Source organism: Ectobacillus sp. OTK, assembly GCF_059698935.1.
Window position 1 is genome coordinate 1,017,501 of record NZ_AP048547.1, and the last position, 21,553, is coordinate 1,039,053.

A 21,553-nucleotide genomic window follows, 5' to 3' on the forward strand; every position below is an offset into this window, starting at 1 on the left:
TTGAGCGATGGAGGGACGCAGAAAGATAGGGGATGCATGCCGCTGGTTGTGCATGTCTAAGCAGTTAGGCTGGTAAGCAGGCAAATCCGCTTACCGTAAAGGCTGAGCTGTAATGGGGAAGCCCTTTATGGGCGAACTCCCTGATTCTACGCTGCCAAGAAAAGCTTCTAGCGATGGTAAATGGTGCCCGTACCGCAAACCGACACAGGTAGGCGAGGAGAGAATCCTAAGGTGAGCGAGAGAACTCTGGTTAAGGAACTCGGCAAAATGACCCCGTAACTTCGGGAGAAGGGGTGCTCTTCGTAAGGAGAGCCGCAGTGAATAGGCCCAAGCGACTGTTTAGCAAAAACACAGGTCTCTGCGAAGCCGCAAGGCGAAGTATAGGGGCTGACACCTGCCCGGTGCTGGAAGGTTAAGAGGAGAGGTTAGCTCCAGGCGAAGCTTTGAATCGAAGCCCCAGTAAACGGCGGCCGTAACTATAACGGTCCTAAGGTAGCGAAATTCCTTGTCGGGTAAGTTCCGACCCGCACGAAAGGTGTAACGACTTGGGCACTGTCTCAACCAGAGACTCGGTGAAATTATAGTACCTGTGAAGATGCAGGTTACCCGCGACAGGACGGAAAGACCCCGTGGAGCTTTACTGTAGCCTGATATTGAATTTTGGTACAGCTTGTACAGAATAGGCGGGAGCCTGGGAAGCCGGAGCGCCAGCTTCGGTGGAGGCGCCTGTGGGATACCGCTCTGGCTGTATTGAAGTTCTAACCCGCGCCCCTTATCGGGGCGGGAGACAGTGTCAGGTGGGCAGTTTGACTGGGGCGGTCGCCTCCTAAAGTGTAACGGAGGCGCCCAAAGGTTCCCTCAGAATGGTTGGAAATCATTCGAAGAGTGTAAAGGCATAAGGGAGCTTGACTGCGAGACCTACAAGTCGAGCAGGGACGAAAGTCGGGCTTAGTGATCCGGTGGTTCCGCATGGAAGGGCCATCGCTCAACGGATAAAAGCTACCCCGGGGATAACAGGCTTATCTCCCCCAAGAGTCCACATCGACGGGGAGGTTTGGCACCTCGATGTCGGCTCATCGCATCCTGGGGCTGTAGTCGGTCCCAAGGGTTGGGCTGTTCGCCCATTAAAGCGGTACGCGAGCTGGGTTCAGAACGTCGTGAGACAGTTCGGTCCCTATCCGTCGCGGGCGCAGGAAATTTGAGAGGAGCTGTCCTTAGTACGAGAGGACCGGGATGGACGCACCGCTGGTGTACCAGTTGTTCTGCCAAGGGCATCGCTGGGTAGCTATGTGCGGACGGGATAAGTGCTGAAAGCATCTAAGCATGAAGCCCCCCTCAAGATGAGATTTCCCATAGCGTCAAGCTAGTAAGATCCCTGAAAGATGATCAGGTTGATAGGTCTGAGGTGTAAGCGTGGCGACACGTGCAGCTGACAGATACTAATCGATCGAGGGCTTAATCATAAACTAAAAGCGGACGTGAGCGGTTAGCTCCGTAGGGCAAATGTTCTCAGGCAAAAGAAGCCGATAGACTTCGTTGCATGAGGTTATTTGACCAGAGAGAGCTGCGAACTGGAGCTGGATATAAAAACATTACAAAGCGCAGCGTGTTATCTAGTTTTGAAGGAATAGCAAAATTCCTGTTGACTTTATAAAAGAGCATGATATAATGATCATTGTCTCTAATATGAGTCAAGCAAATAGGTCTAGTGATGATGGCGAAGAGGCCACACCCGTTCCCATACCGAACACGGAAGTTAAGCTCTTCAGCGCCGATGGTAGTTGGGGGTTTCCCCCTGTGAGAGTAGGACGTCGCTAGGCGATGTGGAGGATTAGCTCAGCTGGGAGAGCATCTGCCTTACAAGCAGAGGGTCGGCGGTTCGAGCCCGTCATCCTCCACCATATAATTGGAGGGGTAGCGAAGTGGCTAAACGCGGCGGACTGTAAATCCGCTCCCTCGGGGTTCGGCGGTTCGAATCCGTCCCCCTCCACCATTATTTCGTGTATAAAATTTGGAATATTGTGAAAAAATAGTAGGAGATATCGTTTGATTTATCTTTGCTTTATGCAGATCATTCTAGTGAAGCAAAATTGGAACAAGCGAGCATCTAAGAAATATCGGATTGTTTACCTTTACTTCTACGAAGTAATTCGAAGAGGTAAGGCTTGAAGTAAAAGAAAACAATCTTGCGGTGAGGATTCACGTAGTGAATTCAAAGATGTATAACATGAAGTTAAATCAATGGGCTATAGCCAAGCGGTAAGGCAACGGACTTTGACTCCGTCATTCGTTGGTTCGAATCCAGCTAGCCCAGCCATTATGAGCCATTAGCTCAGTCGGTAGAGCATCTGACTTTTAATCAGAGGGTCGAAGGTTCGAGTCCTTCATGGCTCACATTTGCGGGTGTGGCGGAATTGGCAGACGCACCAGACTTAGGATCTGGCGCCTTTGGCGTGGGGGTTCGAGTCCCTTCACCCGCACCATTTACAATTGTATAGGATTGCAGTGTTTGTCATGCGGAAGTAGTTCAGTGGTAGAATACAACCTTGCCAAGGTTGGGGTCGCGGGTTCGAATCCCGTCTTCCGCTTTCATGCCGGGGTGGCGGAATTGGCAGACGCACAGGACTTAAAATCCTGCGGTAGGTGACTACCGTGCCGGTTCGAGCCCGGCCCTCGGCACTGCTTCATACAAAATATGTTCAACATATGCGCCCGTAGCTCAATTGGATAGAGCGTCTGACTACGGATCAGAAGGTTATGGGTTCGAGTCCTTTCGGGCGCGCTTTATGGGGCCTTAGCTCAGCTGGGAGAGCGCCTGCTTTGCACGCAGGAGGTCAGCGGTTCGATCCCGCTAGGCTCCACTTTTATGGAGGGTTGGTAGAGCGGCTTAATACACCGGTCTTGAAAACCGGAGACGGTAACACGTCCGTGGGTTCAAATCCCACACCCTCCTCCATTTTATATTTAGTATATTATCGTCGCGGGGTGGAGCAGTCTGGTAGCTCGTCGGGCTCATAACCCGAAGGTCGCAGGTTCAAATCCTGTCCCCGCAACCAAAATGGTTCCGTGGTGTAGTGGTTAACATGCCTGCCTGTCACGCAGGAGATCGCGGGTTCGATCCCCGTCGGGACCGCCATTTGGCTCGGTAGCTCAGTCGGTAGAGCAGAGGACTGAAAATCCTCGTGTCGGCGGTTCGATTCCGTCCCGAGCCACCATTTGTTAAACTTTCTGGTTATAAAAAATATATTACGCCGGCTTAGCTCAATTGGCAGAGCAACTGACTTGTAATCAGTAGGTTGGGGGTTCAAGTCCTCTAGCCGGCATACCTTTAGGGGTATAGTTTAAAGGTAGAACTGAGGTCTCCAAAACCTCCAGTGTGGGTTCGATTCCTACTGCCCCTGCCAAAGAGGGCCTATAGCTCAGCTGGTTAGAGCGCACGCCTGATAAGCGTGAGGTCGATGGTTCGAGTCCATTTAGGCCCATTGTTTCAATTATTTAAATTGAATTATTCCGCAATAGCTCAGCGGTAGAGCAATCGGCTGTTAACCGATAGGTCGTAGGTTCGAATCCTACTTGCGGAGCCATATGGCCCGTTGGTCAAGTGGTTAAGACACCGCCCTTTCACGGCGGTAACACGGGTTCGAATCCCGTACGGGTCATTAAAAAAGAGTCAGCAATATTTGCTGGCTCTTTTTTTGTTCATATAAAGAATAAATAATTTAAGGAACTGATATTTTATCGATTCTTTTTATATAGAAAAAGGGAAATAGAGTAAAAAAAAGAATATTATATAAGATTTTCTCTAAAGGGAGACATATAATGGAACTAATATGGACAAAGACGTGGACCGCTAAATCGGAGGTTTAAGAAGATGAAGAGGGAGAACTTAGGAAATTTAAAACAGTGAATTATAAGTGAGGCAAATGGATAATTTATTTCAATCCTATTACTAAATAGAGCTTTTCCAATCTCATAAAGGAGTGTGGGCATGATGCAGGATACAGTCACTCAGCAGCAGTCAAAACAAAGAAGATGGGTTCGATTTCTTGTTATATTTACCGTTTCTATTTTACTACTCCTTACAGTTGCCTATACAGGTGGGACATTATATGTAAAAAGAAGTTTGCCCGTTATTAAGGGGGAAATTTCCTTAAGAGGATTGCAGGACTTGGTAACGGTCACGAGAGACCAAAATGGAGTACCGCATATTGAAGCAAAAAATCTGCATGATTTATATGTGTCTCAAGGGTACGTAACAGCACAGGATAGATTATTTCAAATGGATTTAAGTCGTCGGCAGGCATCTGGCGAGTTGAGTGAAGTAATCGGTGAACAAACAATAGAACAAGATCGATTTTTTCTGACGCTTGGTTTACGAAGAGCAGCCGAAGCGTCCTATAATGTATATTCGAATGAAGCTAAACAGGTGTTAAAGTGGTATGCGGAAGGTGTGAATTTATACATAAATGAGGCACGAAAAGCAAATAAGTGGCCGATTGAATTTACATTTCTTGGTTATGAGCCAAAGCCATGGACACCAGTAGACTCTTTAACAATTGGAAAGTATATGGCTTTTGATTTAGGGGGACAGTGGAAGGGGCAAGCATTTCGTCAATATTTATTAAATACGGTGTCAGAGGAAAAGGCGCTTGATTTGTTCCCGGCTTATCCGAAGGACGCAGCTGAGATTATAGCTGCAGTAAAGCAAACACATTTAGATCTATCAAAGCTTTTTACAGAGGAAGTAGTTCCGCATGAACTAAATGGCAGCAGCAATTGGGTTGTAAGCGGAAGTAAGACAAAGTCTGGAAAGCCTATTTTAGCCAATAATTTGTCTGTGCCTCTTACTACACCGTCTACTTGGTATGAAACGCATTTGCAGTCTCCTGAGGTAAATGTAAGCGGAGAGGTATTGGCAGGTATACCAGGTATTGTTGTCGGTCATAATGAATTTGTTGCATGGGGGATTACCAATGTCGGTTCTGATGTGCAGGATTTATATATAGAAAAGCGAAATCCAAATAATCCGTATGAATTTTTACATAACGATACATGGGAGAAGGCTCAGGTCATTACAGATGCTATTCGTGTGAAGGACAAACCGGCAGTGGATGCTAAGACTGTCATTACAAGACATGGACCGATTATTTCTGGGCTTGAGAATAAAGAAGAAATTGCACTGGCTCTCAAATGGACAGCATCTGAGCCGTCTGCAGAGCTTGAAGCGATTATTCGTATGAATAGGGCAAGGGATTGGAACTCATTTAAGGAGGCACTTACATATTTTCATGCACCGGCACAAAATTTTGTGTTTGCTGCAAAGGATGGAACAATTGCATATCGGGCAAATGGAAAAATCCCGATTCGGAAAAAAGGGGACAGTCTTCTTCCAGTACCTGGATGGAATGATGAATATGAATGGACTGGTTATATTCCTTGGGAAGAGCTTCCAACAGTTGTAAATCCGCAAGAAGGATTTATTACAACTACCAGCAATCAGATAAAAGATCGTTCTTATCCGTATCATATAAGTAATACATGGACACAGACATATCAAGCTTCTCGTATTCAAGAGGTACTACAGCAAAAAAACACGTTTACAGTTGAGGATATGGAAAAGCTGCAGATGGATCAAATGAATCTCAAGGCACGCGAATTTGTTCCTCTTTTTCTGCAGCATATAAAAGAGGAGGAGCTAACGAAGCAAGAGAAGGAAGCGATTTCTCTCTTAAAGAAGTGGGACTTTACGGATGATCGAAGCTTAGGGGCACCGCTCCTGTTTCATACATGGATGCAGGAGATTGGAAATGTCTTATTTGAAAAGGATATTTCAGAGGATATGCAGAGATTGTTTGAAGAAAAGGAACAAGTTATTGATGAACTGCTTCGAAAAGCGCAAAATGGCCAGCCTGGACCGTGGATACAAGAACAAGGTGGTCTGGATAAGGTACTAAAAAAATCCCTAACAAGGGCGGTACAGAGCATTGAGAAGACGCAAGGGCCAAGTGTCAGAGACTGGCAATGGGGTGGCTTTCACCGTCTTGTCTTTACGCATCCATTGTCTCACATAAGACCTTTTAATTATTTGTTTAACCTGGAAACGCCTATTCCGATTGGAGGAAGCAGTGTTACGGTGCAGTCATCGGGCTCGAATGCTGAAGGTTTTGCTGATCGTGGAGCATCTTCACATTTTGTGATAGATCTAAATGATGTAACAACAGGCCATCATATCGTTGCTCCTGGGCAGTCAGGCCATACTCAGAGCGAGTGGTACCATGATCAAATGAAGGATTGGGTGATCGGGACGTATCATACAACATCGCTCACTGAGAAATCTGGGAGTATCCTCCGTCTTCTTCCTGCTCAATAAATAAATGAAAGCAGTGAATTTGGTTATAATAGTAGTTGCAAGGAGGGATTGCAATGACAACAGTAAGAGACCTAATGAGTACAGATATTTCATACTGCACTCCAGTGGATAATGTGTATGAGGCAGCTGTAAAAATGAAGCAAGAGGACGTTGGGATTATCCCAATTGTAGAAAACAATCGCTTAGTTGGGGTTGTTACCGACCGTGACCTTGTAATTCGCGGTATTGCGGATAAAAATCCTGGCTCTAACAAGATTACAGAAGTAATGACAACAGACATTATTAGTGTGTCTCCATCAGATCCAGTCGAAAAGGCGACTGAATTAATGGCTCGTCATCAAATTCGTCGTCTTCCAGTTGTAGAGAACGGACAGTTAGTGGGAATGCTTTCGCTTGGAGATTTAGCTATTGAAAAATATGCAGATGATCAAGCTGGTTATGCGTTGAGTGAAATTTCAGAGCATCATGAGTAAGAAAATATAAGGTGGCTTGAGTAGAAGAGATATCCTTTTTGGGTCACCCTATGCGATGAACCGTTATCATAAACCTAGTAAAAATAAGGGTTATGGCAACGGTTCATTTTTTGTAGAAAAAGGGTTGGATCCATCTGCTTTTCACACAATTACATACTTTACATGAATAATGTATTTTTAATATTTCTAGTAAACCTCTTGCTGTATTGTGTAACCCAGTGCTATACTAGCACTGTTAATAATAAATTGTGCTAGGGGAGCTGGTATGGCCGGCTGAGAGTAAGACCGATAGTCTTTTACCCTTTTACCTGATCTGGATAATTCCAGCGTAGGAAAGCGAAAACGGATGATGAACGTACTAGCCCGATTTCCCCTTACCTGGAAATCGGGTTTTTTGATATATTTTTATATTTTTATACTTCCACTAGGGGTGCAATGAAGCTGAGAAAGGTATAAACCTTAACCCTTATTACTTGACCTGGATAATCCCAGCGTAAGGAAGTGGCAAGCAGCAACCATTTTAAATGATTGTATGTGGCCGTTTCTTGTTAGAAGCGGTTTTTTAATTGAATTTCAGTTCGACATTTAAAGGAGGAGCAAGAATGAAGTTTTGTGATAGATTATTTCAAAACGTGCAGCCAATTTGGGAGAAAAGTCATCAGCATCCGTTTGTGAAGGGGATTGGAAATGGAGAACTGGAATTAGATAAGTTTCAGTTTTATATTATACAAGATTATTTGTACTTAATTGAATATGCAAAGGTATATGCTTTAGGTGTTGTGAAGGCTCAGGATTTGCAGGTAATGAGCAAATTTGCTTGGCAAATTGACGGGATATTAAACGGTGAGATGAACATCCATAAGGAATATGCAAAGCGTCTCGGTATTTCAATAGAGGACATGGAACAGGCAAAGCCGGCATCAATGAATCTTGCTTATACGAATTATATGCTGTCTGTATCACAAAACGGGACGCTTGCTGAGCTTGTTGCTGCGCTGTTACCTTGCATGTGGAGCTATTGGGAGATTGGAAAGCGCCTTAACGATGTGCCAGGGGCGAGCGATCATGAGTTTTATGGAGAATGGATTCGCGGCTATAGCTCGGAGGAGTATGCGGAGCTTTGCATCTGGGTTATTGATTTAATGAATGAACTGGCGGAAGGAAAGTCAGAGAAGGAATTGGCGCATCTAGAAGAGATTTTTATGACAACAAGCCGTTTTGAATATTTATTCTGGGATATGGCTTACCGCAAGGAGATGTGGAGCTTCGATGAACAGTGTTCTACAATTTCATAACGTTTCGTTTTCTTATCCAGGAGACGGAAAAACTGTTTTAAAAGAATTAGATCTTACGATTCAAAAAGGTGAGTTCATTAGTTTAGTTGGACCGAGCGGCTCTGGGAAGAGTACCATTTTACGCCTTGTTACCGGACTCGAGGAAGTACAGCAGGGAAAAGTCGTTGTGAATGGGAAAAGCATTCAGCCGAGAGACGGAGCGGTCGGCTATATGCCGCAGCAGGATTTGCTGCTGCCTTGGCGGACAATTGAAGAAAATGCCGCTATTCCATTAGAATGCCGCGGAATGAAGCGAAAAGAGGCGTATGCAAAGGTGCGGGAGTATCTTCCTGTTTTCGGGCTAGATGGCTATGAGCGAAAGCATCCAAAGGATCTGTCGGGAGGGATGCGTCAGCGAGTTTCCTTTCTGCGAACCTTCTTAACCGGGGCGGATGTACTTCTACTTGATGAACCGTTCAGTGCGCTCGATGCAATTACCAAGGTGAACATGCAGGAATGGCTGTATGAGCAATGGAGGAAATGGGAAAAAACCATTATGTTTATTACCCATGACGTAGAGGAAGCTTTGTTCCTTTCCAATCGTGTGCTCGTTGTTACGGAACAGCCGATTTGCTCTCTTACCGAACTGACTGTTCCTCTTGGAAAAGAGAGAACACGTCGTGATTTGGCGAGACCTGAATTGCTAGAGCTAAGAGAAGAACTCATCGGCATGTTAAAAGGGAAGGTGCAGGTATGAAGCAGTTCTCTTATTTACCGGCATTTTTCGTTGCTATTGTTCTTCTAGCCGGCTGGGAAGTTGGAGCACGTATTGTAAATGAAATGTATATTTTGCCGTCTCCAAGTGCAATTGTGCAGAAGATATGGGATTTGCGAGATATTTTATTTACGGTTCATCTTCCCGCTACGCTTCTTATCGTCCTAATCGGCCTTGCGATTTCCATTGTGCTTGGGGTGGGACTTGCTGTCATGATGAGTGTAAGTCCATTCGCGGAGAAGGCTTTCTACCCGTTGCTTGTTGCGTCGCAAACGATTCCGACCACCGCTCTGGCACCGTTATTTGTGCTTTGGTTTGGCTATTCCATTTGGAGTAAGGTCGTTGTCACAGTTCTCATTGCCTTCTTTCCGATTGCGGTGAATACGTATGATGGCTTTCGATCTGCGAAGAAGGAATGGGAAGAGCTGCTATTCACATACGGAGCAAGCAAACGAGATATTTTCTTAAAGCTGCGCATCCCTGCATCGCTTCCGTACTTTTTTTCAGCTCTCAAGGTCGCAGTACCGATGAGCGTTATAGGTGCGGCGATTGGAGAATGGCTCGGAGCACAGGCAGGACTTGGCTATTTTAGTAAAAGAATGATGACGCAGCTAGACGGGGCCGGCGTGTTCGCTCCTATTTTTCTTTTATCTTTGCTAGCAATTTTGTTTGTAGTTATCGTATCGCTGCTAGAAAAGAAATTTATCAACTGGAGGAAATACTTATGAAATGGTTTATTCGTTTGGTTGTTGCTGCCTTGCTGGTAACAGTAATGGCAGGCTGTTCACAAGGAACGGACAGCGCTAAGAAAACTGAGAAAAAAGAAACAAAAGAAGTAACCGTGATGCTTGATTGGTACCCAAATGCAGTGCACAGCTTTATTTATACGGCGATTGAAAAAGGATATTTCAAGGAAGAGGGCATTAACGTGAAGGTACAATTTCCATCTAATCCAACAGATCCACTCACGTTAACAGCTGCTGGAAAAGCAACAGTAGGTCTCTACTATCAACCGGATGTTGTCATTGCGAAAGCAAACGAAGGTATTCCAGTGAAATCGATTGGGGCAGTTGTACGTTCTCCGTTAAATCATGTTGTGGCTTTGAAAGACTCAAATATTAAGTCACCAAAGGATTTGGAAGGAAAGACAATCGGGTTCCCAGGTACGCCGCTTAGCGAAGAATATGTAAAAACAATGGTGAAGGCAGACGGTGGAGATCCAAGTAAGGTGAAAATTGTTGATGTTGGTTTTGACCTTGTTCCAGCCTTGATTACGAAGAAAACGGATGCAGTGACGGGTGCTTATATTAATCATGAGGTTCCAGTATTGAGAGATAAGGGCTATGAACCATCTTACTTCAGTCCTGCTGATTACGGTGTTCCAAATTATTATGAGCTTGTATTTGTAGCGGGAGAGAAAACAATTAAGGAAGATAAAGAAACGCTGCAGGCTTTTCTTCGCGGTGCACAAAAAGGCTATGAATTTATGAAGAAAAATCCAGATGAGGCTTTGCAGATTTTATTAAGCCACGAGGAGAAGGAAAGCTTCCCTCTTATTCCTGCGGTTGAAAAGCAGAGCATGGAAATTTTATTAAGCAAAATGGAAGCGCAGGATGAGCCGTTCTTATCGCAAACAGCAAAATCATGGGAAGAGCAAAGCAAATGGTTAAAAGAAAAAGGAATGGCACAAAAAGAGGTTGCTCCAGAGGAATTATTTGAGGATCTTTTAAAATAGGGTGCTGGGGATGAAACAGGAATTCCACGTTATTTCAAATGGAAAGCTTTCCTTTGTACAAATGGCTGATATAGCATGTGAGATTATTGATTACACAGATTACATTCATATTCGCGAACGCCATAAAACTACAAAAGAATTATATGAAGGAGTGATGCTTCTTATTCAAAGAGGCATCGCACCTTCTAAGCTTATTATAAACGATCGAATAGACATTGCTTTATTAACTGGTGTGAACCGCGTACAGTTAGGATATACAAGCGTTGACGTTCGAATTATAAAGGACCGGTTTCCGCAGCTTCATGTCGGCTGCTCTGTGCACTCCTTGGAGGAGGCTCTGCTTAAGCAGCAGGAGGGAGCTGATTCTGTATTATATGGTCATATATTTGCAACACGTTCTAAGGATGGAGTTCCGCCGAGAGGATTGGCAGAGATACAAGAGATTGCAAGAACGCTTACGATTCCTGTGACGGCAATCGGAGGAATTGTGCCAGCTCATGTGAAAGCGGTGTTTGACGCTGGTGTGAGTGGAGTCGCAGTGATGTCAAGTATTTGGGATGCAGACAATCCCTTAGAGGCAGTGAAGCAGTATGGAGAACAAATCCAAAGGTGGGGAGAAAGGCAATGAGCAAAGGCTATGACATCATTATTATTGGCGGTGGAGTAATCGGCTGTTCCGTTGCGCATTCTCTTTCTGAAAGAGGACATAGCGTAGCGGTATTGGAGAAAGGAACGATTTCCGGGGAGGCATCCAAAGCGGCAGCTGGACTTCTTGGTGTACAAGCAGAGTGGGATGAATATGATCCATTGTTTGAACTTGCCAGAAAAAGCCGCGCTTTATTTCCTAAGCTGGCTGACCGGCTGCGCGAGAAAACGGGCATTGACATTGCCTATGAAGAGAAGGGGATTTATCGGGTTGCTGAAAACGAAGAGGAAGCAAAACGCTTAGAGCACATTATGACATGGCAGCAGCAAACAGGTGAAGAGACGCATTTGTTAAGCGGTGAACAGCTGCGTGAACAAGAACCAGAGCTTTCACTTCATATCGTAAGCGCTTTGTATTGTCCAAAGGATGGACATGTCATTGCTCCTGAGTTAACACGTGCTTTGGCACATTCAGCTGCTTTGTCAGGCGCGGCAATTTACGAGGGAACAAAGGTTATTGAAATTTTGCAGGAGCAAAATCGAGTAACGGGCGTTGTGACAACAGAAGGAATCTTCTCATGCAGCAAGGTTATTATCGCATCTGGGGCATGGAGCACAAACCTTTTACAGGATTTTCACTCTACATGGGGAACGTATCCGGTAATGGGAGAGATGGTTTCCGTAAAGAGCTATAAGCCCCTGCTGAAGGCGCCGATTTTTCAAGATGGCTTTTACATTGTACCAAAGCGGGGCGGTCAGTATTTAATCGGCGCCACTGTCAAACCGCATACATACAACAAAACGGTATGTGCCAAGAGTATCGCCTATTTGATGGAGCGTGCGTTCCGCCTTGTACCAGCTCTGCAGGAAGCGGAGTGGGATACAGCATGGGCCGGTCTGCGTCCGCAATCAAACCACTGTATGCCGTATATGGGAGAGCATCCGGATGTAGCTGGCTTATATGCCTGCGCAGGGCATTATCGAAACGGGATTTTGCTAAGTCCAATTACCGGTGAGTACATGGCTGATTTGATAGAAGGCAAGCCCGTGCAAAGCTTGTTGGAGTCTCTTTTGAGTAAGGAGGGGATTGTTTGATTTTACAAATTAACGGGCGAAAAGTGGATGTACCCGAACATGTTGCCACAGTTGAGCAATTGCTGTCCCATTTAGGGTTAGCAGGCAAGATTGTTGTTGTCGAGAAGAATAGTGAGATTTTAGAAAAGTCAATGCACAAGGATGCATCAGTGTTTGACGGAGACCAAATCGAAATCGTGACATTTGTAGGAGGCGGCTGAACATGCTAAAAATTGGATCATTTTCATTTCAATCACGTTTATTATTAGGTACAGGAAAATTTAGTGATTATGATGTGCAGCGACAAGCAATCGAAGTATCAGAAGCAGAAATTTTAACCTTTGCAGTGCGACGCATGGATATTTTTGATGCAAGCCAACCAAATTTGCTAGAGAAAATTGATGTTACAAAGTATACGCTTCTGCCAAATACGGCTGGCGCAAAAACGGCAGAAGAGGCAGTTCGAATTGCTAAGCTTGCGAAGGCCTCTGGCCTTTGCGATATGGTAAAGGTTGAGGTAATCGGTGATTGGAAGACACTTCTTCCTGATCCGGTTGAGACGTTAAAGGCGAGTGAAGAGCTGCTGAAGGAAGGATTTACAGTGCTTCCTTATACATCAGATGATGTTGTACTGGCTAGAAAGCTTCAGGAGCTTGGTGTACATGCGATTATGCCAGGTGCTTCACCGATTGGCTCCGGTCTTGGAATTGTAAATCCATTGAATTTAAGCTTTATCATTGAGCAAGCAACGGTACCTGTCATTGTTGATGCGGGTATTGGCGGACCGGCTGATGCTGCGCTGGCAATGGAGCTAGGGGCGGATGGTGTACTGCTAAACACTGCTGTTTCCGGCGCGAAGGATCCAGTGAAGATGGCTGAGGCGATGAAACTCGCGATTGAGGCTGGTCGACTTGGCTATGAGGCGGGCCGCATTGCTCGGAAGCGATATGCCACAGCAAGCAGTCCAATCGAAGGAATGAGTGTTCTTGAATAGTCGCTATTCCCGTCAAATATTGTTTTCACCGATTGGTGCGAAGGGCCAGAAGAAGCTACAGGAGAAGCATGTCCTTATCATCGGTGCGGGCGCGCTCGGCAGCGGGAGCGCTGAAATGCTCGCTCGTGCCGGTATTGGCCGGATTACGATTGTGGACCGTGACTATGTGGATTGGAGCAATTTGCAAAGACAGCAATTGTACTCTGAACAAGATGTAGAGGAACATCTGCCTAAAGCAATTGCGGCTCAAAAGCGATTACGTTCTATAAATAAGGAGATTGAGGTTATTGCCCGCATACAGGATGTAACAGTTTTAGAGCTAGAGCAGCTTGTTCATGATGTGGATTTGATGATTGATGCAACTGATAATTTTGAAACACGTTTTCTTATGAACGATGTAGCTCAAAAGTATAACATTCCGTGGATCTATGGAGCATGTGTCGGCAGCTACGGCTTAACATATACAATTCTGCCGGGAGAAACGCCTTGCTTGTCCTGCTTGCTGGAGTCGATTCCACTTGGCATAGCTACGTGCGATACCGCTGGCATTATTTCTCCTGCAGTGAGTATGGTAGTTTCACATCAAGTGACTGAGGCGTTAAAGCTACTGACTGATAACAAGGAATCTCTTCAAAAAAGGCTCATTTCCTTTGATGTTTGGCAAAATGAATATTCTACCATGAACGTGCAGCCGCTTAAAAAGCCGCGCTGTCCATCCTGCGGAGAAGAAGCGGTTTATCCGTATTTACAGCAGGAAAACCAAACGAAAACAGCTGTTTTGTGCGGCCGGGACACAGTACAAATTCGTATGCCGTTTTCTGGAGAAATACGGACAGAGGAGCATGCGAAGCTGCTTGAGGACAAGGTAGAGAAGTTGTTTGTAAATCCGTATTTACTATCGTTTACGGCGGATGAGAAGCGTCTTGTCTTATTCCGGGACGGGCGTGTGCTCGTGCATGGCACAAAGCATGTTGCAGAGGCAAAGTCTTTGTATCACCGCTATTTTGGATAGCGAGGCATAGGTGAGCTGTGATTTATGACGATTTTTTGACCAGTGCGAAGCTGGTCTTTTTTTATTATTTTCCGAAAGAAGACCCCGCTTCAAGTAGGAAGAATGGAGAAAAACCAGCAAAAGCTAGAGCATCTGTACAAGCAGGGTTATTGGGATGCACAAAGGCAATATGAGGACTTGATATATTTCCTTGAATGAGGGGGGCAACGATGCCGCAATGCGGTTGAGTAACGGTTATTTCGCTTATTTTTAGGAATTTCGTACATCCTAAAGGTGATAGAACATAGGAGGGATGTACCAATGACTCAACAACAGCCTAAGAGGGTGCCTGCGCAGCATCAGGAGAAACAGCCGGGATTGGAATCCCTTATGAATCCAAAGCCCGTATTTGAAGATGATTCATATAAAGGAAGCGGAAAGCTGCAAGGGAAAGTTGCAATCATTACCGGAGGAGACAGCGGAATTGGAAAAGCAGCGGCTATTGCGTTTGCAAAGGAAGGGGCGCATGTGGCAATTGCTTATTTGGATGAACATGAGGATGCAAATGAGACGAAGCAGCTTGTAGAGCGGTACGGCGCCAAATGCCTGCTGCTTGCTGGAGATTTAGGGCAAGAAGAGCATGCCAAGCATGTAGTAGAAGAAACGGTAAAGCAGCTTGGCGGCTTACATATCGTAGTCAATAATATCGCACAGCAATATCCGCAGCAGCGTTTGGAGGATATTACAGCAGAGCAATGGGAGCGGACGTTTCGTATGAATATTTTTTCGTATTTTTATGTTACGAAGGCGGCTCTCCCTCATTTAAAGGAGGGGGATTGTATTATTAACACAGCGTCAGTTGTTGCGTATGAAGGGAATGAACAGCTGCTTGATTATTCTGCTACAAAGGGAGCAATTGTAGCGTTTACCCGTTCATTGGCAAAGTCGCTTGTAAAAAGAGGCATTCGCGTCAATGGTGTGGCGCCTGGCCCGATTTGGACGCCTCTTATTCCTTCGACATTTGACAGCCAGCAGGTCGCAGAGTTCGGTTCCAACGTACCGATGGGGCGCCCTGGACAGCCATGGGAATTGGCAGCCTCATATGTATACTTAGCATCAAATGATTCCACATATGTCACAGGGCAAATGCTGCATGTAAACGGCGGTGCTTCAGTCAACTGATGGGCAAGGCTCTTTATTTCGTATCATATAAACTGGGTATCATAACAAAATAAAAGTTCCACTAATACTTTTGGCACTCTTACAAAAGATAAAATTATATTTTATCTTTTGCGGGGGGATCGCATGAAGGGTATTATTATGGTTTGTTTATTTTGTTTCTCGTTTTTAGCTGTTCCGCATGCAAAAGCAGCGGCTGAATCAGACCAGCTTATTTTAATTAATCTCTCGGTAAATCAGCTTTCTTTTTTCGAAAATGGTCATTATATCCGTACGTTCCCGATTTCAAGCGGAAAGCCAAAAACACCTACTCCTGAGGGTACATTTTGTGTAATTAACAAATATAAAAATAAAAAGTATCATAAGAAAAATATACCAGGAGGGGCGCCGAACAATCCGCTTGGCGCGCGTTGGTTAGGACTAAATAAAAAGGAATATGCAATTCATGGAACGAGCAAAGAATGGTCGATTGGCACATATGAATCGAACGGCTGTATTCGTATGCATAACCGAGATGTACAATGGTTATACGAACGGGTTCCGCTGCGGACAAAGGTTATCATTGCTAAGTTTTACGAATCTCCCGAGTATGCAGCGCACCGTTATGGTTATCGCATTACTAGCTGGAATGGCCAGCCTGTACAGAAGAATCAGGTTGGGAGATTGTTGACTATTGATAAAACTTCAATGTACTGGCAAGAGCCGCATGGACAGCTTATACCTGTTCAAGAGGTGCTGCCAAATCAAAAGTTTCCTGTATTCTCACATAATGGAGAAGGACTTTACGATCTCGGGAACAATTTCTACATTGTTGATCAAGCGGGCAAAAGTACACGTTATGAGCAAGTTCCCAGCCATATTATTGTTAATCAATACAAGCGAAAGCATAATATGCCGTAAAAGTTTGAGAATAGGAAAAGCTGTTCCGGCCTGTCTTTACTCTCGCAGTAAAACAACCTATGCACAACCGTTCAGCTTTAGCAAAGGTTATTCTAGAGACGGGAGCAGACTGTGGGAGCTGGACAACACCTGGAAGTTATACTTTCTTATCTTGTAAAAAAAGAAGCCCTGGAAAAGGGCTTCTTGTATATATTCAGTATGCTGGCCGAAACGTTTGACAGCATGTTTCCTCACTTTGTCCAACGTTACTTTCCATTGTCTGGCCTTCTAGCACGGCAGTAAAGTGTCCATCGTCCTGCAGGTTCGTATACGCCTTTCCATCAGGCTGAACAACAATTGCCTGTGCTTGACAGAAGTTCCCTTGCCCCCAGAATGAGCAGTTTGAGACAGAACATCTTACCTCTGGCATTGAAAAACCCCCCTTCTATCCTATTTTAGGCACTATGGGCGGTATTCATGTATGAGAGGTTGTTCCTTATTTTAGGTATGCTATTTATTGCTTTCAAACCATTTTTTAAACTCGTCCTCAGATTGTTCACCAACAATACGGCTTACTTCCTTGCCTTCTTTGTAACGAACAATAGTTGGGGTTCCTTCAATTTCAAATGCATCCCAGCCGTTCTGATCTGTTTGCAAATCCAGAACCTTCATATCAATTCCCAGCTCATTTGCTAGCGGTACTACGATGGGAGAGACCTTCATGCAGTGCGTACATGATGTTTGATAAAAGTAAACAGTTGCATCATTTTTAGCATCGAGCTGCTTCCCTAGTTCGTCAGAAGAAATTTTATTCGTATAATACGTTTCCTGCTTTTTTTGTTCTTCAGTGGAAAGCTGATTGTCTGTAATGCCCTCCGTTGTTTCCGCTTGATTGACGAACGCAATAGCACCAAAAAGAACGATAAGAATTGCCGCAAAGATAAGCATTTTTTTCATACATTATTTCGCCCCCTTAAAATTACGAATGAGAATGATACTGCAGATGATAATAATCGTAAAAGCAGTTAGTGCAAGAAAAGGAATAGTAATAAATCCAAGCCAATTAATATACTGTCCTGTGCAGGGAATTCTTCCGCAAGAAGCCCCACTGCCCGATAAAGCGGGGATTTTTTGCATGGAATAATGGTATAACGAGATAGCTGCACCAATTACAGCTAAAGGCAGGCTGTAACGGGCTATGAAGTAGTCTTTACGGACGACAGCAATCCCGAGCAGCACAACAAACGGGTACATCAGAATACGTTGGTACCAGCAAAGGGTACAAGGCTCGTACTTCATGATTTCTGAAAAATACAAGCTGCCGAGCATAGCTGTCAATGAGGCAGCCCAAGCGATGAATAGAGAGTACTCAAGCTTTTTTTCTTTGTTCATTGTTCAATCCCTCTTTCAGTTCAATCCATCTTAAATTATAGTACGAGCTTGTATGTATTGTAAAATATAGAGAATAGTATGATGTAAATGGTTGGAGCAGAGCGTAAAACATGATAGGATAAGGGTATAATTTACATATTTCTAACAAAAATATAGTAGAATTTTCTAACGAAAATATAGTAGAATTATGGAGATTATCGGCAGGAAACATGTATAAACGTAAAGAATATTGTCTAAGAAAAATTTTTATTTTAGACATCCAGAAATTTTTTATGCAGGAGAGGATAAAATGAGTTGGAAACAAACTTATGAACGCTGGGTAAATGCTCCCTTTTTAGATGAGGAGCTAAAGGAATTATTGAGCAAAATGGAAGGTAATGAAAAAGAGCTCGAGGATTGCTTTTATAAAAACTTAGAATTCGGTACAGGCGGTATGCGCGGCGAGATTGGTGCCGGTACAAACCGTATGAACGTGTACACAGTCCGTAAAGCATCAGAAGGACTAGCACGTTTTATTGAGCTGTACGGAGAAGATGCAAAGAAACGCGGTGTAGCTATTGCATACGATTCCCGTCACAAATCGCCTGAATTTGCGATGGAAGCAGCAAAAACGCTTGCGACGCACGGAATTCAAACCTATGTATTTGAAGAGCTAAGACCGACACCTGAGCTGTCATTTGCGGTGCGCGAGCTGAACGCCTTTTCAGGGATTGTCGTAACGGCCAGTCATAATCCGCCTGAATATAATGGATATAAGGTATATGGCGAAGATGGCGGACAGCTTCCGCCGAAAGAAGCCGACATGGTGATTGAGAAGGTGAATGAGGTTGAAAACGAATTAGAGATTGCTGTTGAATCAGAAGAAATACTCAAAGCAAAGGGACTCATCCGCATGGTTGGCGCAGAAATGGACGAGAAGTATGTGGAACGGCTAAAAACAATTTCGGTGAATCCAGAGCTTGCATCTGAAATGGGCGAGCAGTTGAAAATTGTATTCTCGCCGCTTCATGGAACATCTAATAAGCCAGTTCGCCAGGCATTACAAGCACTAGGCTATACAAATGTTACAGTTGTAACAGAACAGGAGCTTCCTGACGCGAACTTCTCGACTGTAAAATCCCCGAATCCAGAAGAGCATGAAGCATTTGAACTTGCTATCCGTTATGGAAAAGAAATAGATGCTGACTTGCTTGTGGCAACAGATCCAGATGCTGACCGTTTAGGAATTGCTGTTAAGAACTTAGAGGGCGAGTATACCGTATTAACAGGGAACCAAACGGGTGCTCTTTTCCTTGAATATTTACTTTCTCAAAAGAAAGAAAAAGGAGTTCTCCCAGCAAATGGGGTTGTACTCAAAACAATTGTTACATCTGAAATTGGCAGAGCAATCGCCAAAGCTTATGGATTAGACACGATTGATACACTAACGGGCTTTAAGTTTATTGGGGAAAAAATTAAGGAATATGAAACAACGGGTCAATATGTATTCCAATTTGGCTATGAAGAAAGCTACGGCTATTTAATCGGTGATTTTGTACGCGATAAGGACGCTGTACAGGCTTCCATTTTCGGAGTAGAGGTAGCTGCTTATTACAAGAAGCGCGGAATGACACTGTATGAAGGGCTGCTTGAAGTTTTCGAGAAATACGGCTTCTATCGAGAAGGGTTGAAATCCTTAACGTTAAAAGGAAAAGACGGAGCAGAGCAAATTGCGGCGCTGCTTACATCATTCCGTAACAATCCGCCAGCTGCCTTTGGTAAATATGCAGTTGTTATCTCAGAGGATTACAAAACAAGCATCAAAACAGAAAACGGAAAGACAGAAAGCATTTTATTGCCAAAATCAAATGTTTTAAAATATTACCTTGAGGATGGCTCTTGGGTGTGCTTGCGTCCATCAGGTACAGAGCCTAAGGTAAAGTTTTATTTTGGCGTAAAAGGTACGAGTCTTGCTGACAGCGAGCAAAAGCTAGAGCAAGTGTCAGATGCCTTTATGGAGAAGGTAAACGATAGTTTGTTAAAGAAAGCATAAAAAACAAGGTCATTCGACCTTGTTTTTTTGTTAGAAAGTATAACATTTTGGGTGATGTCTAGCTCCAGTACCCGCCCCCTCGCGCTTAAATAATCTTTCCTACAAAAGGTAAAAAGCGTCTTCCGTGGTAAACACCTGAAAAGCTTCCGAGAATCGGCTTCGCCCGAATCGCGCGTTTTGTGCGAGGGTTGTTTGCCTATCGAGGCTAAGTAGGGCGCTCAGCTTTTCTTAGTCATTCACTGGTTTTGGATCATGGATAAAAAATTCTTTTAATGCCTCTTTATTTTTTTCAAAATCCAATTGTAAAACTGCACCGGCGTGTTGATAAAACTTATCCTCGTAGCCGGTATCTACAGGAATGCGCATTGTTTCAATATTTTCAATGGGATTGAGCAGCAAGCTTCCGCCGATTGTTAGCATCGTTTGTATATCCATATCTGTATCTATGTACTTCAGCAATTCTTGTCCGATTCCTGGAAGCTGGAACATGCCATCGAGTGAGCTTAATTTATTTGCAAAGGCATCCTTAAGTGCGTGCAGTACTTCTTGCTGCCGTTTAACACGACCGAAATCACTTTCTGCATCATGACGAAAGCGGGCATATGCGAGTAAATCCTTTCCGTGGAGTCGTTGTCGCCCGGGCTGCAGCTGCAGTCCCATATCGTCGATGATTTGTTGTTTGATGTTTACTTCGATTCCTTCTGGAGCGACGGTGTCTACAATATGTACAAAGCCTTCAAAATCAATTGCAACAAAGTGTTCGACATCAATTCCGAAGTTTTGCTGAATGGTTTTGCGAAGCAGTTCAGGACCGCCAAGATAGTACGCCATATTAATTTTGTTGGAATTCATACTGTAATTTGGAATAGTAACATAGCTATCGCGCATAATAGAAGCGACTCTTACCTTTTTTGCTTTTGGATCGTATTGGGCAATCATAATTGAATCCGAGCGTGCTTGTTCTTCGCCGCGTGAATCAATTCCTAATATAAGAACATTCAGCCGTCCTTGTTCATCCTTTACACCTTGAAATGGACTATACTGCTGAGGCGCTATGCGATCGGCGGACGGATCAGAAGGCGGGTGTATTTTATTTATATTACTATTACAGCCGATAAGAAAGAAGAATAGACAAAAAACAATGATGGCTAACCGCTTCAAGCCTATCACACCTTTACGTTCATGTTATGTATGTATAGTATAGACAGAGATCCTTCATTTATGCAGAAAGGCACTCGCTTTAGGTGCGAATGCCTTCATTTACAGTATAGACTTTTATAGCTCTATTACGCTTTTCTATATTGTAACAGTTTCATTTACATGTTCAGAATATGCCTTTTGAGAAGCATGGTCGATGTATTGAAACATGAGCTGAAGCTGTTTATCCACTTCTGACAAATCTCTTGCATATTTATATGCATGAAGAAAATGCTCAATACGTTTAGAAAACACCTCATCCTGCGTTTGTACCATCAAAATGAGCAACTCATCCCAATTACAGCAATAGGTGTAATATAATGCTTTGTCATAATCTGTGTACGCGTCGTACATGTTATCCCTCCTTGCTGAGGAGTTATAAATAGTGTGTGACAGAGAACGGATGATTAAGCATGAAAGAATTTGTTAAGAAGCTGCTTTATCCGCCGATAGGACTTATATGGGTGATGTAAGTTATGTATAAGCATTGATGTAGCTTGTGGCATCATTCATACCATACTTCATTTTCCTTTGCTTCTGATA

At 44.1% G+C, this 21,553-nt stretch carries 20 protein-coding genes, 18 tRNA genes, 2 rRNA genes and 2 riboswitches (1 of these 42 running past the window's edge); of the genes, 35 read left to right on the forward strand and 5 right to left on the reverse strand.

What is annotated here, in order from left to right; translation table 11 throughout:
* The 34 genes from AC6HZ4_RS05000 to AC6HZ4_RS05165 all read left to right on the forward strand — a co-directional run.
* Positions 1 to 1,463, forward strand: a 23S ribosomal RNA gene (locus AC6HZ4_RS05000); it begins 1,463 nt to the left of the window's first position.
* Between the two features lie 241 nt (positions 1,464 to 1,704).
* Positions 1,705 to 1,820 (forward strand): 5S ribosomal RNA (gene rrf, locus AC6HZ4_RS05005).
* A gap of 5 nt (positions 1,821 to 1,825) precedes the next feature.
* A tRNA-Val gene (locus tag AC6HZ4_RS05010) sits at positions 1,826 to 1,901 on the forward strand.
* A 7-nt stretch (positions 1,902 to 1,908) separates the two neighbouring features.
* A tRNA-Tyr gene (locus AC6HZ4_RS05015) sits at positions 1,909 to 1,993 on the forward strand.
* 249 nt (positions 1,994 to 2,242) lie between these two features.
* Positions 2,243 to 2,317, forward strand: a tRNA-Gln gene (locus AC6HZ4_RS05020).
* 4 nt (positions 2,318 to 2,321) lie between these two features.
* Positions 2,322 to 2,394 (forward strand) — tRNA-Lys (locus tag AC6HZ4_RS05025).
* A 5-nt stretch (positions 2,395 to 2,399) separates the two neighbouring features.
* Positions 2,400 to 2,483 (forward strand) — tRNA-Leu (locus AC6HZ4_RS05030).
* A 33-nt stretch (positions 2,484 to 2,516) separates the two neighbouring features.
* Positions 2,517 to 2,588, forward strand: a tRNA-Gly gene (locus tag AC6HZ4_RS05035).
* A 5-nt stretch (positions 2,589 to 2,593) separates the two neighbouring features.
* Positions 2,594 to 2,679 (forward strand) — tRNA-Leu (locus AC6HZ4_RS05040).
* A gap of 29 nt (positions 2,680 to 2,708) precedes the next feature.
* A tRNA-Arg gene (locus tag AC6HZ4_RS05045) sits at positions 2,709 to 2,782 on the forward strand.
* Between the two features lie 6 nt (positions 2,783 to 2,788).
* A tRNA-Ala gene (locus tag AC6HZ4_RS05050) sits at positions 2,789 to 2,861 on the forward strand.
* Between the two features lie 7 nt (positions 2,862 to 2,868).
* Positions 2,869 to 2,956: transfer RNA gene (locus tag AC6HZ4_RS05055), tRNA-Ser, on the forward strand.
* A 23-nt stretch (positions 2,957 to 2,979) separates the two neighbouring features.
* Positions 2,980 to 3,056 (forward strand) — tRNA-Met (locus AC6HZ4_RS05060).
* Between the two features lie 4 nt (positions 3,057 to 3,060).
* A tRNA-Asp gene (locus AC6HZ4_RS05065) sits at positions 3,061 to 3,136 on the forward strand.
* Positions 3,137 to 3,139: 3 nt separating this feature from the next.
* Positions 3,140 to 3,215: transfer RNA gene (locus AC6HZ4_RS05070), tRNA-Phe, on the forward strand.
* A gap of 35 nt (positions 3,216 to 3,250) precedes the next feature.
* Positions 3,251 to 3,323, forward strand: a tRNA-Thr gene (locus AC6HZ4_RS05075).
* A gap of 7 nt (positions 3,324 to 3,330) precedes the next feature.
* Positions 3,331 to 3,404, forward strand: a tRNA-Trp gene (locus tag AC6HZ4_RS05080).
* Positions 3,405 to 3,408: 4 nt separating this feature from the next.
* Positions 3,409 to 3,482, forward strand: a tRNA-Ile gene (locus AC6HZ4_RS05085).
* Between the two features lie 27 nt (positions 3,483 to 3,509).
* Positions 3,510 to 3,584, forward strand: a tRNA-Asn gene (locus AC6HZ4_RS05090).
* Positions 3,585 to 3,587: 3 nt separating this feature from the next.
* A tRNA-Glu gene (locus tag AC6HZ4_RS05095) sits at positions 3,588 to 3,659 on the forward strand.
* A gap of 332 nt (positions 3,660 to 3,991) precedes the next feature.
* Positions 3,992 to 6,370, forward strand: coding sequence for a penicillin acylase family protein (locus AC6HZ4_RS05100; protein WP_497495605.1), 2,379 nt, complete (start codon positions 3,992 to 3,994; stop codon positions 6,368 to 6,370).
* Between the two features lie 53 nt (positions 6,371 to 6,423).
* Complete coding sequence (locus AC6HZ4_RS05105; RefSeq protein ID WP_497493901.1) at positions 6,424 to 6,843, forward strand: CBS domain-containing protein; 420 nt, start codon at positions 6,424 to 6,426, stop codon at positions 6,841 to 6,843.
* A gap of 243 nt (positions 6,844 to 7,086) precedes the next feature.
* A riboswitch (TPP riboswitch) is annotated at positions 7,087 to 7,195 on the forward strand.
* 64 nt (positions 7,196 to 7,259) lie between these two features.
* Positions 7,260 to 7,360: riboswitch (TPP riboswitch) on the forward strand.
* Between the two features lie 85 nt (positions 7,361 to 7,445).
* The gene (tenA, locus tag AC6HZ4_RS05110) at positions 7,446 to 8,138 is read left to right on the forward strand and encodes a thiaminase II (protein ID WP_497493902.1); all 693 of its coding nucleotides are present in this window, start codon (positions 7,446 to 7,448) and stop codon (positions 8,136 to 8,138) included.
* The gene (locus AC6HZ4_RS05115; RefSeq protein ID WP_497493903.1) at positions 8,113 to 8,874 is read left to right on the forward strand and encodes an ABC transporter ATP-binding protein; all 762 of its coding nucleotides are present in this window, start codon (positions 8,113 to 8,115) and stop codon (positions 8,872 to 8,874) included. Before tenA ends, AC6HZ4_RS05115 begins: the two co-directional genes overlap by 26 nt.
* Positions 8,871 to 9,620 (forward strand): ABC transporter permease, encoded by a 750-nt coding sequence (locus AC6HZ4_RS05120; protein WP_497493904.1) that lies wholly within the window; start codon positions 8,871 to 8,873, stop codon positions 9,618 to 9,620. Before AC6HZ4_RS05115 ends, AC6HZ4_RS05120 begins: the two co-directional genes overlap by 4 nt.
* On the forward strand, positions 9,617 to 10,627 hold the full coding sequence (locus tag AC6HZ4_RS05125) for an ABC transporter substrate-binding protein (protein WP_497493905.1): 1,011 nt from the start codon (positions 9,617 to 9,619) through the stop codon (positions 10,625 to 10,627). Before AC6HZ4_RS05120 ends, AC6HZ4_RS05125 begins: the two co-directional genes overlap by 4 nt.
* Positions 10,628 to 10,637: 10 nt before the next feature.
* Complete coding sequence (gene tenI / locus AC6HZ4_RS05130) at positions 10,638 to 11,255, forward strand: thiazole tautomerase TenI (RefSeq protein ID WP_497493906.1); 618 nt, start codon at positions 10,638 to 10,640, stop codon at positions 11,253 to 11,255.
* Positions 11,252 to 12,367 carry a glycine oxidase ThiO gene (gene thiO / locus AC6HZ4_RS05135; protein ID WP_497493907.1) on the forward strand — a complete coding sequence of 372 codons (1,116 nt, stop codon included), beginning with the start codon at positions 11,252 to 11,254 and terminating at the stop codon, positions 12,365 to 12,367. Before tenI ends, thiO begins: the two co-directional genes overlap by 4 nt.
* Entirely contained in the window at positions 12,364 to 12,567 is a 204-nt protein-coding gene (gene thiS / locus AC6HZ4_RS05140; protein WP_497493908.1) for a sulfur carrier protein ThiS, read from the forward strand. The genes thiO and thiS overlap by 4 nt, the downstream gene beginning before the upstream one ends.
* A gap of 2 nt (positions 12,568 to 12,569) precedes the next feature.
* Positions 12,570 to 13,340 carry a thiazole synthase gene (locus AC6HZ4_RS05145; protein WP_129731612.1) on the forward strand — a complete coding sequence of 257 codons (771 nt, stop codon included), beginning with the start codon at positions 12,570 to 12,572 and terminating at the stop codon, positions 13,338 to 13,340.
* Entirely contained in the window at positions 13,333 to 14,352 is a 1,020-nt protein-coding gene (locus AC6HZ4_RS05150; RefSeq protein WP_497493909.1) for a thiazole biosynthesis adenylyltransferase ThiF, read from the forward strand. Before AC6HZ4_RS05145 ends, AC6HZ4_RS05150 begins: the two co-directional genes overlap by 8 nt.
* Positions 14,353 to 14,394: 42 nt before the next feature.
* On the forward strand, positions 14,395 to 14,550 hold the full coding sequence (locus AC6HZ4_RS05155; RefSeq protein ID WP_497493910.1) for a DUF6363 domain-containing protein: 156 nt from the start codon (positions 14,395 to 14,397) through the stop codon (positions 14,548 to 14,550).
* A gap of 102 nt (positions 14,551 to 14,652) precedes the next feature.
* Positions 14,653 to 15,513 carry an SDR family oxidoreductase gene (locus tag AC6HZ4_RS05160; protein ID WP_497493911.1) on the forward strand — a complete coding sequence of 287 codons (861 nt, stop codon included), beginning with the start codon at positions 14,653 to 14,655 and terminating at the stop codon, positions 15,511 to 15,513.
* A 123-nt stretch (positions 15,514 to 15,636) separates the two neighbouring features.
* Positions 15,637 to 16,410, forward strand: a complete 774-nt coding sequence (locus AC6HZ4_RS05165) for a L,D-transpeptidase (protein ID WP_497493912.1) — start codon at positions 15,637 to 15,639, stop codon at positions 16,408 to 16,410.
* 193 nt (positions 16,411 to 16,603) lie between these two features.
* Here the strand turns inward: AC6HZ4_RS05165 and AC6HZ4_RS05170 are convergent, their stop codons facing one another.
* The 3 genes from AC6HZ4_RS05170 to AC6HZ4_RS05180 form a co-directional block, all read right to left on the reverse strand.
* Entirely contained in the window at positions 16,604 to 16,819 is a 216-nt protein-coding gene (locus AC6HZ4_RS05170; protein WP_497493913.1) for a DUF1540 domain-containing protein, read from the reverse strand.
* Between the two features lie 80 nt (positions 16,820 to 16,899).
* Complete coding sequence (locus AC6HZ4_RS05175) at positions 16,900 to 17,346, reverse strand: DUF6568 family protein (RefSeq protein WP_497493914.1); 447 nt, start codon at positions 17,344 to 17,346, stop codon at positions 16,900 to 16,902.
* 3 nt (positions 17,347 to 17,349) lie between these two features.
* Positions 17,350 to 17,781: a disulfide formation protein C gene (locus tag AC6HZ4_RS05180; RefSeq protein WP_497493915.1), complete on the reverse strand. Its 432-nt coding sequence runs from the start codon at positions 17,779 to 17,781 to the stop codon at positions 17,350 to 17,352.
* Positions 17,782 to 18,070: 289 nt separating this feature from the next.
* Between AC6HZ4_RS05180 and AC6HZ4_RS05185 the strand changes: the two genes are divergently transcribed.
* On the forward strand, positions 18,071 to 19,813 hold the full coding sequence (locus tag AC6HZ4_RS05185) for a phospho-sugar mutase (RefSeq protein WP_497493916.1): 1,743 nt from the start codon (positions 18,071 to 18,073) through the stop codon (positions 19,811 to 19,813).
* 228 nt (positions 19,814 to 20,041) lie between these two features.
* On the opposite strand, the gene AC6HZ4_RS05190 is transcribed toward AC6HZ4_RS05185, so the two are convergent.
* Both AC6HZ4_RS05190 and AC6HZ4_RS05195 read right to left on the reverse strand, forming a co-directional pair.
* On the reverse strand, positions 20,042 to 20,983 hold the full coding sequence (locus AC6HZ4_RS05190; protein ID WP_497493917.1) for an LCP family protein: 942 nt from the start codon (positions 20,981 to 20,983) through the stop codon (positions 20,042 to 20,044).
* A 126-nt stretch (positions 20,984 to 21,109) separates the two neighbouring features.
* Positions 21,110 to 21,364, reverse strand: a complete 255-nt coding sequence (locus AC6HZ4_RS05195) for a YhdB family protein (RefSeq protein ID WP_497493918.1) — start codon at positions 21,362 to 21,364, stop codon at positions 21,110 to 21,112.
* Positions 21,365 to 21,553 lie beyond the last annotated feature (189 nt).

What these genes read in the sequence shown, in the direction of transcription:
- AC6HZ4_RS05115 (WP_497493903.1), top strand. Translation starts at nt 8,113, where the DNA reads ATGAACAGTGTTCTACAATTTCATAACGTTTCGTTTTCTTATCCAGGA.
- AC6HZ4_RS05165 (WP_497493912.1), top strand. Translation starts at nt 15,637, where the DNA reads ATGAAGGGTATTATTATGGTTTGTTTATTTTGTTTCTCGTTTTTAGCT.
- AC6HZ4_RS05145 (WP_129731612.1), top strand. Translation starts at nt 12,570, where the DNA reads ATGCTAAAAATTGGATCATTTTCATTTCAATCACGTTTATTATTAGGT.
- AC6HZ4_RS05105 (WP_497493901.1), top strand. Translation starts at nt 6,424, where the DNA reads ATGACAACAGTAAGAGACCTAATGAGTACAGATATTTCATACTGCACT.
- tenI (WP_497493906.1), top strand. Translation starts at nt 10,638, where the DNA reads ATGAAACAGGAATTCCACGTTATTTCAAATGGAAAGCTTTCCTTTGTA.
- AC6HZ4_RS05125 (WP_497493905.1), top strand. Translation starts at nt 9,617, where the DNA reads ATGAAATGGTTTATTCGTTTGGTTGTTGCTGCCTTGCTGGTAACAGTA.
- AC6HZ4_RS05185 (WP_497493916.1), top strand. Translation starts at nt 18,071, where the DNA reads ATGAGTTGGAAACAAACTTATGAACGCTGGGTAAATGCTCCCTTTTTA.
- AC6HZ4_RS05120 (WP_497493904.1), top strand. Translation starts at nt 8,871, where the DNA reads ATGAAGCAGTTCTCTTATTTACCGGCATTTTTCGTTGCTATTGTTCTT.
- thiO (WP_497493907.1), top strand. Translation starts at nt 11,252, where the DNA reads ATGAGCAAAGGCTATGACATCATTATTATTGGCGGTGGAGTAATCGGC.
- AC6HZ4_RS05195 (WP_497493918.1), bottom strand. Translation starts at nt 21,364, where the DNA reads ATGTACGACGCGTACACAGATTATGACAAAGCATTATATTACACCTAT.
- AC6HZ4_RS05175 (WP_497493914.1), bottom strand. Translation starts at nt 17,346, where the DNA reads ATGAAAAAAATGCTTATCTTTGCGGCAATTCTTATCGTTCTTTTTGGT.
- AC6HZ4_RS05100 (WP_497495605.1), top strand. Translation starts at nt 3,992, where the DNA reads ATGCAGGATACAGTCACTCAGCAGCAGTCAAAACAAAGAAGATGGGTT.
- AC6HZ4_RS05180 (WP_497493915.1), bottom strand. Translation starts at nt 17,781, where the DNA reads ATGAACAAAGAAAAAAAGCTTGAGTACTCTCTATTCATCGCTTGGGCT.
- tenA (WP_497493902.1), top strand. Translation starts at nt 7,446, where the DNA reads ATGAAGTTTTGTGATAGATTATTTCAAAACGTGCAGCCAATTTGGGAG.
- AC6HZ4_RS05160 (WP_497493911.1), top strand. Translation starts at nt 14,653, where the DNA reads ATGACTCAACAACAGCCTAAGAGGGTGCCTGCGCAGCATCAGGAGAAA.
- AC6HZ4_RS05170 (WP_497493913.1), bottom strand. Translation starts at nt 16,819, where the DNA reads ATGCCAGAGGTAAGATGTTCTGTCTCAAACTGCTCATTCTGGGGGCAA.